The 12,551-nt window shown below is 44.8% G+C and carries 11 protein-coding genes; 4 read left to right on the top strand and 7 right to left on the bottom strand.

The features are described from left to right. The first annotated feature begins 29 nt into the window (after positions 1–29). On the top strand, positions 30–1,937 hold the full coding sequence (gene speA, locus DOE51_RS01910; protein ID WP_142694913.1) for a biosynthetic arginine decarboxylase: 1,908 nt from the start codon (positions 30–32) through the stop codon (positions 1,935–1,937). 75 nt (positions 1,938–2,012) lie between these two features. Here the strand turns inward: speA and DOE51_RS01905 are convergent, their stop codons facing one another. Then, positions 2,013–2,606 carry a hypothetical protein gene (locus tag DOE51_RS01905; protein WP_142694912.1) on the bottom strand — a complete coding sequence of 198 codons (594 nt, stop codon included), beginning with the start codon at positions 2,604–2,606 and terminating at the stop codon, positions 2,013–2,015. Between the two features lie 162 nt (positions 2,607–2,768). On the opposite strand from DOE51_RS01905, the gene DOE51_RS01900 reads away from it, so the two are divergent. Beyond that, entirely contained in the window at positions 2,769–4,196 is a 1,428-nt protein-coding gene (locus DOE51_RS01900) for a methyl-accepting chemotaxis protein (protein WP_142694911.1), read from the top strand. A gap of 75 nt (positions 4,197–4,271) precedes the next feature. Here the strand turns inward: DOE51_RS01900 and DOE51_RS01895 are convergent, their stop codons facing one another. The 3 genes from DOE51_RS01895 to DOE51_RS01885 are packed head-to-tail and all read right to left on the bottom strand — an operon-like array spanning position 4,272 to position 7,966. Then, positions 4,272–5,297 (bottom strand): ABC transporter permease subunit, encoded by a 1,026-nt coding sequence (locus tag DOE51_RS01895; RefSeq protein WP_142694910.1) that lies wholly within the window; start codon positions 5,295–5,297, stop codon positions 4,272–4,274. Then, positions 5,294–6,322 carry an ABC transporter permease subunit gene (locus DOE51_RS01890; protein ID WP_168196369.1) on the bottom strand — a complete coding sequence of 343 codons (1,029 nt, stop codon included), beginning with the start codon at positions 6,320–6,322 and terminating at the stop codon, positions 5,294–5,296. The genes DOE51_RS01895 and DOE51_RS01890 overlap by 4 nt, the downstream gene beginning before the upstream one ends. Before the next feature lie 21 nt (positions 6,323–6,343). Further along, the gene (locus tag DOE51_RS01885; RefSeq protein ID WP_142694909.1) at positions 6,344–7,966 is read right to left on the bottom strand and encodes a peptide-binding protein; all 1,623 of its coding nucleotides are present in this window, start codon (positions 7,964–7,966) and stop codon (positions 6,344–6,346) included. Positions 7,967–8,114: 148 nt separating this feature from the next. Here DOE51_RS01885 and DOE51_RS01880 point away from each other — a divergent pair, with 148 nt between their 5' ends. Both DOE51_RS01880 and DOE51_RS01875 read left to right on the top strand, forming a co-directional pair. Beyond that, positions 8,115–9,182 carry an agmatinase family protein gene (locus DOE51_RS01880; RefSeq protein ID WP_142694908.1) on the top strand — a complete coding sequence of 356 codons (1,068 nt, stop codon included), beginning with the start codon at positions 8,115–8,117 and terminating at the stop codon, positions 9,180–9,182. Beyond that, the gene (locus tag DOE51_RS01875) at positions 9,175–9,534 is read left to right on the top strand and encodes a Spx/MgsR family RNA polymerase-binding regulatory protein (protein WP_142694907.1); all 360 of its coding nucleotides are present in this window, start codon (positions 9,175–9,177) and stop codon (positions 9,532–9,534) included. Before DOE51_RS01880 ends, DOE51_RS01875 begins: the two co-directional genes overlap by 8 nt. A 264-nt stretch (positions 9,535–9,798) precedes the next feature. Here the strand turns inward: DOE51_RS01875 and DOE51_RS01870 are convergent, their stop codons facing one another. The 3 genes from DOE51_RS01870 to DOE51_RS01860 form a co-directional block, all read right to left on the bottom strand. Further along, on the bottom strand, positions 9,799–10,440 hold the full coding sequence (locus DOE51_RS01870; RefSeq protein WP_142694906.1) for a hypothetical protein: 642 nt from the start codon (positions 10,438–10,440) through the stop codon (positions 9,799–9,801). 162 nt (positions 10,441–10,602) lie between these two features. Beyond that, complete coding sequence (gene dinB, locus DOE51_RS01865) at positions 10,603–11,691, bottom strand: DNA polymerase IV (RefSeq protein ID WP_142694905.1); 1,089 nt, start codon at positions 11,689–11,691, stop codon at positions 10,603–10,605. 70 nt (positions 11,692–11,761) lie between these two features. Beyond that, positions 11,762–12,538: a 1-acyl-sn-glycerol-3-phosphate acyltransferase gene (locus DOE51_RS01860; RefSeq protein ID WP_246845252.1), complete on the bottom strand. Its 777-nt coding sequence runs from the start codon at positions 12,536–12,538 to the stop codon at positions 11,762–11,764. Positions 12,539–12,551 lie beyond the last annotated feature (13 nt).

The following is a 12,551-nucleotide window of genomic DNA, read 5'->3' as shown; positions in this document are numbered from 1 at the left end:
CGGAGCACTGCAAGTGAGGGCCAACGAAGATGTCAAATTGGAGTCCTGAAAAAAGCGCGGAGCTATACGGTATTAACAACTGGGGCAACGGGTATTTCAGAATTAACGGATCAGGAAATGTTTCTGTAACTCCAATGGGTGCAAATGGCCCTTCGGTAGATCTAAACGAATTAACTCAAGATCTTTTGGATCGTGGTATTCGCGTTCCAATCATGATCCGCTTCCCTGATATCATCAAATCTCGCGTTGAGCTTTTGAATGGTTGCTTCAAAAAAGCATTCGCCGATCACGGTTACAAAGGTAACTACAACGGCGTCTACCCAATCAAAGTGAATCAACAACGTCACTTGGTTCAAGAGCTTGTAAAATACGGCAAAGACTTCAGCATGGGTCTTGAGTGCGGTTCTAAGCCTGAACTTCTTGTTGTTCTTGCACTGATGAACACTGAAAACGCGTTGATCATCTGTAACGGCTTCAAAGATGCTGAATACATCGAGACAGCGATCCTTTCACAAAAACTAGGTCGCAACACAATCATCGTTGTCGATCGTAAAGAAGAATTGAAAATGATCGTGGACGTGGCGAAGAAGTTCAACACTCGTCCAAAAATCGGTTTCCGCGCAAAATTGAACACTCAAGGCGCTGGTAAATGGGTTGATTCTTCGGGTGCTCGTTCTAAGTTCGGTCTAACGGCTTCTGAAATCGTAGACGGCGTTGAGTACTTGAAAGCTGAAGGCATGCTTGAGTGCTTGGAACTAATGCATTACCACATCGGTTCGCAAGTTCCTGCTATTCAATCTATCAAATCATCTTTGAAAGAAGGCGCGCGCTTCTTCACTGAGCTTTACAAAATGGGCGCAACAGGCTTGAAGTATTTGGACGTTGGTGGCGGTCTTGGTATCGACTACGACGGTTCAGGTCACTCTGACAGCTCTGTGAACTATTCTGAGCAAGAATACGCGAACGACATCGTGTCGGTCGTGCAAACTCTTTGCGATGAAAAAGGCATTCCACATCCAAACATCGTAACTGAGTCAGGCCGCTTCTTGGTGGCCCATCACTCGGTTTTGGTTTTCAACGTTTTGGGTATGAATGACCTTCACCGTAACGAACCGCCTCGTCCTGCAACAAAAGCTGATCCTTCGATCATGCAAGACATGCAGTACATTTTCGAAAAAGTGAACAAAGACAATATCAACGAATGTTTCAATGACCTTGAACAATCGAAAAACGAAACTTTGCAGTTGTTCACATATGGCGTTCTTTCACTAGAACAACGCGCGTGGTGTGAATCAATGTACTTCACTATCGCAACTAAGATGGTGAAATTAGCGAAGACAGTTCCGGACACTGAAGACATCATCGCGGTCTTGTCTAAAGAGTTGTGCGACACTTATTACTCGAACTTCTCTTTGTTCCAATCGCTTCCTGACTCTTGGGCTGTTGGTCAGTTGTTCCCAGTGTTGCCAATTCACCGTCTAGGCGAAGAGCCGACTCGTGAAGCAACTTTGGCGGATTTGACTTGTGACTCTGATGGTGTGATTGAAAAATTCATCGACACAGAATCAGGCGAGCCCAAAGATACAGTTCGTTTGCACAAATACGAAGACGGCCAACAATACTACTTGGGTGTGTTCCTAACGGGCGCGTACCAAGAGATCTTGGGCGACTTGCACAATCTATTCGGTGATACGGATGCAGTTCATATCTCTTTGAATGGCGTGGGCTACACAATTGACCACTACGTTCCAGGCGACACTGTGACTGAGGTTCTTTCTTACGTTCAGTACGGCCGTTCAGAAATGGTTGATAACGTTCGTCAAGCGACAGAGGAATCTATCCAACGTGGTACGATCACAAAACAAGAAGCAAAACTTCTGATCAAGCACTACGAAGAAGGTCTTTCAGGTTACACATACTTGGAAGAAGCAGAATAAGAATTCATTCTTTAAAAATAAAAAAGGGAACCACACGGTTCCCTTTTTTATTGTCTAAAATTCGTCCAGACTAAATTACTTAGATAAAGTCACAGTCAGATCAGTTGAAGAACCCAACTTCGTTGGAATCGTCACGGCAGGGCATCTGTCGTAGTCACGACGAGACTTCCAAGCTTGGCGATCTTCAGAAGCTGTACGGTGCAAAATCCAAGAGCCATTGATCTCTTTTAGGTTGTAAGTGATTTTATTTTGCAAAGTCAGAGTTTTTTTACCGATGTAAGACATACGGCAATCGAAATCATAGTGGTAGTCCATGTATGTTTGCGAAGACTCTAGAACTTCAGTGAATTGATAGCTGCCATCTGCAAGCACAGAACCTTTTTGCACGCCGTTCGCATCAACCAATTTATCGCCCACGATAGAATAAGCGACCGGCCAATCATTCCATGAAGTCAGTTTCGAGCATTCGAACACTGAGAACTCAACAGCAACAGACTTTGCGTCTGCATGAATGTTCATCGCGACATTGCACGGGCTGCTTCTTTTCGTTGAAGAACCGTCGAAGTTTGCGTAGCTCGCGTTAATTTGGCCTTGGCCTTTCAGCTCGCCCAAAACTTGCGCGTTTGCAGAAAGCGAAAATAAAACGAATAGAACGGATAACGTCTTCATTGTCATGTCCCCTTTTTCTCAATTTGAATCACTTCGTAACAAATCCAGACCTTCTTGTATAGAGCAAACCTCGCATACTGATTAGCCTTATTAAGTAGCCCATAAAATAAACCGTTTAATCCCCCGAGGGTTTACTTGTCCGTTCTTTTACCGCGAGGTCGCATGTTTAAATCACTGAAGTTCAAGATCATTACAATAAGTTTATTGGGTATCGTGGCACTGTTGATTACCAATCTGGTGTATCTACTTCCTTTGTACCGTCAATCAGTCCGCGAAAGCCTGAAGCACGAAGTGAAAGCTTCGGTCGATCTTGCCGCTTCAACGATTGTGCACTATGCGGAACTCGCAAAGAAAAAAGAGATCTCGGAAGACGAAGCCAAGAAGCTTGCAAAAGAAACTTTGCGTTCGCTTCGCTACAATAAGACCGATTATTTCTTTATCTATGACTACAAAGGTTTCAACGTCATGCATCCGCTGAAACCAGAACTGCAAGGCACTGACAGCAGTGCTGCTGCTGACCTGAACGGTGTGCCTTACGTTAAGAACATGATCGCAATCTGCAATAGCTCTGAAAACGAAGGTTTCACTGAATACGCATTTCCAAAACAAAAAGATGGCCCAGCAATTCCTAAAATTTCATACGTTCGCTGTATGAATGACTGGAACTGGTTCGTCGGCTCGGGCGTTTATAAAGATGTGATCGAAGCACAGATCAAAGAATTTGAAATGAAGTTCTTGTTGTCAGTGACGTTCATCAGCTTAATCGTATTAGCATTAGCTTTAGGATTTTCGTTCAGTATTTCAAAACGCATCAATGCTATCGTGGCTTCACTGTCTTCAAGCAGCACAGAAGTCAGCCATTCTATTTCCGCAGTATCAGAGGCCGGTAAAACATTGGCCCAGTCTTCAACGTCGGCGGCTGCTTCACTAGAAGAGACCGTTGCATCGCTTGAAGAGGTCACATCTGTTGTGAATATGAATTCAGGAAATGCGCAACAGGCGTCTTCCCTATCACAGACTTCGCGCACAACGGCTGAGCTTGGTGAAGATCAAATCAAATCGTTGGTTAAATCCATGGACGAAATCTCTTCTCAATCTAAAAAAATTGAAGAGATCGTTAACGTTATCGACGACATCGCCTTTCAAACTAATTTACTAGCGTTGAACGCTGCCGTTGAAGCCGCGCGCGCTGGCGAACAAGGTAAAGGCTTTGCGGTGGTGGCCGATGCCGTTCGTACTTTGGCGCAAAAAAGTGCCGATGCTGCGAAGGAAATCAATGGCATGATCAAAGACAGTGTTGCGAAGGTTGAAGAAGGACAAAAAGTCGCTGATAAGTCCGGCGAAGTTCTGAACAACATCGTAAGCTCTGTTAAAAAAGTGGCGGATCTAAATACGGAAATCGCAACTGCCAGTGGCGAACAAACTCAAGGGGTCCAACAAATCGGCAAAGCGATGAACCAGTTGGATTCAGTCATTCAATCGAATGCCGCTTCGACAGAAGAGATTTCAGCGAACGTCACTGAAATCGCAGATCGCATTAAAGTGGTCGAACAAAACGTGGAATCACTGAAGAAACTTGTGAACGGTTAAACTTAAAAAGCACAAAAAGAAAAAGGGCGAAGATCATCTCTTCGCCCTTTTTTATTTTCATTTTCAATTTTCGAACTACATTTTCGAGTCGAAAGCGTCACGAACCGCAGTACCGATGTTGTTCAATAGGATCAAAGTCACAACGATCGCAACCAACGGACCCCATACCAACCACTCAGCAATCGTGAACCACTTCTGAGCTTGCGCCATCAACTCACCCCATGACGGAGTCGGTGGACGAAGACCCAAACCCAAGTAATCCAAGATCGACAACGCGTAAACGTTTGCAGAAATCGCAAACGGAGCGAACGTAATGATCGGAGTCAAAGCATTCGGCAAGATGTGTTTACCGATAATACGTTTATGATCCGCACCAATCGCACGAGCCGCTTCAACGTATTCACGTTTACGCAACGACAAGAACAACGCACGCATGTAAGCAGAAATACCAGTCCAACCAAGAAGTGACGAGAACACCACTAGCAATGGCAAGCTTGGCGTAAAGATCGAAATCATCGTGATCAATACGAACAAGTACGGAACTGATTCAACGATCTCTACGATACGTTGACCAACAAGGTCAGTTTTGCCGCCCATGTAACCCATCAAGGCACCGATCGTCACACCGATCAAGTAAGTCACGATCCACGCGCCAAAGGCGAAGATCATCGTGTAACGGAAACCGTAAAGAAGACGTGTGATAACATCACGACCCGATTCATCTGTACCCAACCAGTTTGTTTTAGTTGGCGGAGATGGATACGTGTCTACAGTTTTATTGCTCTCGTAAGGGTCCCATTGGATGATTGGCCATACAGCCCAGTCACCTTGTGCGGCATCCAATTCAAGAGCGCGGTAGTCCATCACATAGATATCATCACGACCGAACTTCGTTGGATGGTAATCCACGAACAATGGGAAATAAGTTTTCCCGTGGTAGTGCATGATGTGCGGACGATTGTTTGCCCACCATTCAGCCGTGAAGCTGAAGAAGAACATTGCCAAAAGAATCCAAACCGAAACAACGGCAACACGATCGCGTTTGAAACGCTTGTATCTCTTGAGAGTAAGCTCGTTCGTAATAAGTTTGTTTTCGATCATTTGAAGTCAATCCTTGGGTCAATAAGAACGTAGATCACGTCGCTCAAGATACGACCGACCATTAGAAGAACAGACGAAATAAACGTAATACCCATGATCACGTTATAGTCGCGCGAAAGAACTGATTGGTAACCCAACAATCCAAGACCATCCAAGTTGAACATCTGTTCGATGATCAATGAACCGGCAAGGAAAGCACCCAGGAAACCACCAAGGCCCGTAGCGATTGGGATCAACGCATTTCTTAGAGCATGCTTGAACACAACCACACGCTCTGCCAAACCTTTGGCGCGAGCCGTACGGATGAAGTCAGACTTAATAACGTCCAACATCGAGTTACGCATAAGGATTGAAAGCTCCGTGAAGCCACCAATCATGTAACAGATTAAAGGTAGAATAAAGTGATGTACACGGTCCCAGATCTGCGCGCCAGTCGACATCGACTCGTAGTCATCAGATTGGAATCCACCAATTGGGAAGAGATTTAATTTCCCGGCAAAAACCACGATCAGGAAGATACCAAGGATCAATGGCGGAATCGCGTACGTGAAATTCAAAATAATAGAAGAGATACGGTCAAAGCCTTTACCCGCAGTCATCGCCTTGCGCACGCCCAATGGGATACACACAAGATATGTCAGGAATAAAGAAGCGATACCAAAGCTGATCGAAACAGGAAGTTTCGATTTGATCACGTCGATCACAGGCTCTTGGTAAGTGAAGCTTTCGCCGAAATCGAGGCGAGAAAGATTCTTCAACCAGATAATGTAACGCTCATGAATTGGTTTATCGAAGCCATATTGTTTTTTTAAGGCTTCGATAACCTCTTGGTTCACGGCCGTGTCGCCACGCTGGTTAGCGCCACTAGATCCGCCGCCACCCGCAGCCGAACCGAAACGGATCGCCTGCAGCTTTTGTTCAATAGGACTGCCTGGAGCCAAATTGATAAATATAAAAGTAACAAGTGTGATCCCGAAGAATGTCGGGATCATCAGCAATAGTCGACGGATCAGGTATACGAACAAGGCCCTACTCCAAATTTCTTCTTACGGTTGTTTCATCCACCAGTAGTCTTTACCAATATCGAACTTGAAAGTCTCTGCTGGCATACCTACTTTTGAAGAATTTGCATAGAAATCGTACTTATCGTTGAACAAGAACGCGTATGGAGCGTCGTCAGCGATCTTTTTGTAAACTTCTTTTAGTAGTTTCACACGTTTAGGTTTGTTTGGCTCAACGCGAGCTTCATCAATAAGCTTGTCCACTTCTGGATTTTTGTAAGCGATGAAGTTCGAACCACCTGGAACTGCGCCAGATGAGTGCCAGATTTGTTTTGGATCTGGATCTACAGAACCGCCACCCCAAGCCATTGTCACAGCGTCGAAGTTACCTTCATCAACTAGTTTCAAGAATGAGTTCCATTCAAGATACTTAAGGTCCATTTCGATGCCGGCTTTTTTAAGATCTTCACGGTAAAGAGTGTAGTATTTCTCTACGTCTTTATTTGGGTAGATCAAAGTGAAGCGGAATTCAGTTTTCTTACCGTTGATAGTTTTCTCAAGAACACCGTTCTTGTCTGAATCTGTCCAACCAGCTTTAGCCAAAAGTTCTTGAGCTTTTTTCGGATTAAACTCAATCGCTTTGTTGCCTGGGTTGTATTCAGATTTCAAGTAAACTGCACCGTTCGCAAGATCAGACATACCGTAACGGAACTTTTTGTTCATCTCTTCACGGTTCAACAAGTGCGCAAGAGCGATACGAGTGTCTTTATCTTTGAAGATGTCTTTACGGAAGTTCCAACCGATGAAACCGAAAGATTTCGGAGCATCGTTAGCAACTTTGTGCTTGATGATTGTTTTGCCCCAAGGAGCACCATCAGTTTTCTTCATGAAAGATTCGATACGAAGATCGATGTAATCCAACTCACCTTTTTTAGCGCGCTCAAGAACAACGTTGTCGTCTTTGTAGAAACGCATAGTGATGTTTTCAAAGTTGTACATGCCTTTGAAAGCTGGATCGTTGTTGCCATACCATTTGTCGAATTTTTTCAATTGGATCAATTGACCACGATCGAATTTGTTCAATGTGTATGGACCCGCGCAGATCAATTCACGATTCATTTTTTTAGACTTAGCTACGTCAGAGTAAACGTGCTTAGGAATGATCGTCATCGTTGCAGCAGATTCGAAGTTTTGGAAGTAAAGATCTTTTGCTGTGATTTTCACAGTCAATGGATCGATAACTTCAACTTTCGCCAAACCTTCGTAGTATGGGCGCAAGTGAGCAGCTTCATACTTTGGTTCAAAGATAGCGTCGAAAGAGAATTTCACGTCTTCAGCAGTGACAGGTTTACCATCATGGAAAACTGCGTTTTTGCGAAGGTGGAATGTGAAAACTTTATTGTCCTTAGAGATTTCCCACTTTTCAGCCAAGCGAGGAGTCCACTCATAAGTTTCATAGTCATGAGTCGCAAGAGTGTCACACACATAGTTCTGAACATAACGAGCGTATTGATCAGTCGCTGTGATTGGGTGCACTGTTGGTGGCTCACCGCCAAGGTTATATACGAAATTTCCGCCGATTGGTGCCTTGTCATTTGGTTTGGCAGCCAGAGCGGGAACGGTCAAAGCTGAGCTCAAAGCGAGCGCAAGGAGTCCCTTCATTTTCATTGTCATTCCTCCAAAGAATTTCGCTGGGAATCTCAATAGTTCCCAAAGTTGGGTTAAAATGGGTTATGCCGGAAAAATAATCAAGTTATTGCTCGATTAACGCTATGCTTAAATGCTAATGTTCAGGCGAATTTTCAAGGAGAAAAAAATGTCTGAAAAGACAGAGAAAAATGCACCAAAGTTTGACCCGACAACAACCATCTCAGCTGAGTTCGGAATCTTCGGGATTCCCATGTCAGAAGAAGAGTCAAAAGTCGTTCTTGTTCCAGTTCCGTGGGAAGTAACGACGTCTTATGGCGAAGGTGCCTCTCGTGGCCCTAAAATCATCCGCGCTGCCAGCGAACAAATCGACCTGTTCGATATTGAAGTGGGCAAAGCTTATGAAGTGGGCTACCACATGCGCGATATCTCTGAAGAGTTATGTAACATGAACGATCGTTTCAAGGGTGTCGCCCAAGAACTGATCGAGATGAAAACGAACTTGAGCGAAGACACGGCTAAAATGGCGTCCTTGGTTTCTCAAGTAAACCTGGCTTGTGAAGAAATGTCGCAATGGGTTTACGATCAGTGCTCTGATGTTCTTAAAAAGGGCAAGCTCTTGGGCCTTGTCGGTGGTGACCATTCCACTCCACTGGGTGCGATCCGTGCTGTTAGCGAAAAATTCAAAGGCGACTTCGGCGTTTTGCACATCGACGCCCACGCGGATCTTCGCAAAGCCTACCAAGGTTTCACGCAATCGCACGCTTCGATCATGTACAACGTGATGACGGACGCGAAAAAACCTAAAAAGCTTGTGCAAGTTGGTATCCGTGACTTCTGTGAAGAAGAATACGATTTCAGCGAATCACGTGAAGACATCAAAACGTTCTATGACTTGGAATTGAAACGTCGTTTGTTGAAAGGCGAAACTTGGGAAAAAGTTTGCCAAGACATCATCAAAGAACTTCCACAAAACGTTTATATCTCTTTCGATATCGACGGTTTGGATCCAGCATTCTGCCCGCACACGGGAACTCCAGTTCCAGGTGGCTTGAGTGTTGACCAAGTGTTCTTCTTGTTCCGTGAAGTTCATGCTTCAGGTCGTAAGATCATCGCATTTGACTTGAATGAAGTTTCAACAGGTGGCTTGTCTGAAGCTGAAGTTGAATGGGACGGCAACGTAGGCGCCCGCATTCTTTATAAAATGTGCGGCTGGTTGGTAAAATCAAATGCTTAAGGTTTACGAATACGCCAAGTGTTCAACTTGCGTAAAAGCACTGAAGTTTTTAGACGCGAAAAAAGTAGCTTACAAAAAACTTCCGATCGTTGATGAAGTGCCGACACAAAAAGAATTAAAAGAGATGCTAGCTGCGCTGAAAGAGCGCGGCGGCAGCATCAAAAATCTTTTTAATACGTCGGGGCTTTTGTACAAAGAATTTAAAATCAGCGAAAAACTTCCGAAGATGACGGAAGCAGAAGCGATTAAACTTTTATCTGAACACGGCAAACTGATTAAGAGGCCTTTCGTCTTGGGTGACGATGTGGCTCTTGTTGGTTTTAAAGAAGATGAGTGGAAAAAAGTTTTCTAGAACTGCTTTCCGACATTTTCGCGCGAATGCGAATAGGTATTGTGCGTGTCCCAGGTAAAATAGAATCGGTAACAAGGAGGTCTTATGGTAAGCCTCACCGTTGTGATTCTAACTTTTGCTCTTATTTTTACAGGCCTCTGGTTTGTATTTAGATTTTCCGCTGGTGGCGAGTTAAGGAAGCAACCCTATAAACGAACACCGGCACATCACGCCCATGATAAAAAAGGGAGAGCTTAACTCTCCCTTTTTTTATTGTCTTCTGACTTAGTAGCAAAGTGTCGCGCCAGATTCAGGTGCGCAACCATTCCAAGAAGTCGATTTGCAGTAAAGGTTTTGTGGAGTTTTCCATTTACCTTTAGCCATGCATGACTGCCAGTAAGGGCTTGTTACGTCTTCAGCTTGTGCTTGGAATTCTTTGTTCAATGAAACCAAGAAATCGCGAGCTTGCGCTTCAGACATATCCAATTTGCCAGCCAATGATTTGATCGCAGAGCTTGATGGCAATTGGTGTTTCATCATTGTTTTGATATCTGATTGATCCAAACCAATTTTTGCGAATGAAGATGTGCCTTCAGTTTGTACGCCTTGGAATGCAGAGTTTACTTTTTCTGCCGCTTCCAAAGAAATGTTGTACTTCAATGCGAAATCAAGAAGCGCTGGATTTTCATCAGTTGTCACAGTCGCAACTTCAGTCGTACCTGCCGTAGAACCCGCTGCCACAGCATCATAGTGGCGTGGACGACGTGGATGATATGGAGGAGGACGGTGGTGATCGTGGCCATTATCGCTGCCAAGACCGATACCAATGATAACACCGATTGCTCCTGCGGCCACTTCGCCATCAGTACAACCAGCATTGAAGACAGTCGCGCACACAAGAACACTTGCAAGAATAATTTTTTTCACGGGATGGTTCCTTTCGGTTTTTAAAGCGATGTCGAAATGCCACCGCCTTGTAAGCGAGGAAGGATAAAGCAACAGCAGTGCCAAAATCTGCGCACCACTTGAAAATTTGTAAACTTACATTAAATGGATGTACGCGAGCGCAATGACGATGCGTGAACTATTTTATATCGCGAACTTCAATTGATTGCTGGTGACTTCGTGACTCTGCTGCGTGCGCGAGCCTGATTTATTTTGTGACCCTAAACGCACTCCCAACCCTACAAGGCGCACTGGGACTGAGCGACGTAGCCATGCGTTTTCTATTAAACGTTCGAAATCTTTCTGCGTAGGAATTCCGTGACAGACTTCTTCGTGAGTTGTGCCTTTGAAATCAAAGAACTTTAATTTCACAACCATGCCTTTGATACGATCTTCATACTCCCCTTTAACAAGACGATTATGGAAGTCTTCATAAAGACCCGGCACCTGCTTCAAACATTCTTCTAATGTCTGTAGATCCTTATTATAGGTCTCTTCAACGGTTAAGGACTTGCGTTCCCACTCCGTCACGACTTCCCGGTCATCAATACCGTGAGCGAAATCGTGCAGTTCTTGTGCGCGTGAACCAAACCAGCGATACAGTTGATCGACAGAATGTTTTTGAATATCAAGGCATGTGTGCAAACCAAGCTCGTGCATCTTTTGCGCAGTGACTTTGCCGACACCAAAAATCTTTTCGATCTTCAACTCTTTTACGAAACCTTCAACATCTTGTGGACGTACCACAAACTGCCCGTTTGGTTTTTTCCAGTCGCTTGCAATTTTCGCTAAGAACTTGTTGGGCGCAATGCCCGCGGAAGCTGTCAGATTTAATTCGGTGAAAATCAGACGACGAATTTCTTGAGCGATCAACGTGGCGCTACCACCAAACTGCGTGCACTCGGTAACATCAAGATAAGCTTCGTCTAATGACAACGGTTCGATTTTCTTTGTGAAGCGTTCAAAGATTTCGCGAACCTTCGCGCTTTCTGCTTTATACAAATCGAAATGGGGCGGAATTAAAATCAATTGTGGGCACAAGCGCACCGCTTGCGAGGAAGGCATGGCAGAGCGCACACCGAACTTACGCGCTTCATAGCTGGCTGTACACAGCACACTACGAGTATTCGGCGGTCCTCCGATGCCCAAAGGTTTCCCTTTCAGCTTCGGATTGTACTTTACCTCAACGGCTGCATAGAAGCAGTCCATGTCGACGTGGATAATCTTCCTCATTTACACATTATTTACATACCCCTTCACAGGACGTCAAGGGGCTTTTTGAAACTAGGACTTCGGCCAGGCCTTATGTCGTTTCCATCTCTGCTGGCGCGGGTTCTGGGACTGGTGCGCCTTTAACTGGGACGAATTTTTCCGAGATCATTTTGTGAGCTTTGTCAGCAACCAAGCCACGATCATCTTCAGGTGACGTGTGGATTTGCTCAAGGAATTCAATTTCAGCATCCACAGATCTAAGTGTCAGAGATTTCCACAGGGATGTCGCAAAAGGAATATCACCATACCAGCACAAAGAGTCGCGATACTTCATCGTCCACTCTTCGCCATTTACTTTGCGGAAGTTCACAACCGCTGGCTGAATCGGCACACCCGCATGTGAAGCGGCCATCATCAACGTGCGCTTAAACGGAAGCACGCATTCACCGTTGTGCGAAGTCGCTTCAGGATAAAGCACGATACGGAAACCTTTTTGTAAAGCGTCCGTCATTGATTTCATTTCTTCGATGATGCGTGTGCGGCTGCGACGTTCAACGTACATGCAACCACCCATTTCAGTCAGCAAACCCAAGAACGGAGTTTCGCGCATCTCGTTTGAAGTGATGAACAACATCGGGAAGATCGAGCACATCAAAAGAATGTCGATGAATCCCATGTGATTGCTGACCAAAAGAAACTTGTCGCCGTCTTTGGGTTTATTTTTAACCGTCAGACGAATATTGAAAGATCTGATGATGAAACCGCAAAAAAGGCTGGCGTTCTTAGAAAATCTTGCGCGGCGTTTATCTTGATCGCGAATCACAAGATGGCATAGGAATGACCAAGCCAAGAAAGTCAGAATAATCAATACGAATAAAATA

This window comes from Bdellovibrio sp. NC01 (assembly GCF_006874625.1).
Taxonomy (GTDB): Bacteria; Bdellovibrionota; Bdellovibrionia; order Bdellovibrionales; family Bdellovibrionaceae; genus Bdellovibrio.
Note: the sequence above shows the minus strand (reverse complement) of the source record. Positions and strands in the feature narration are given on the sequence as shown.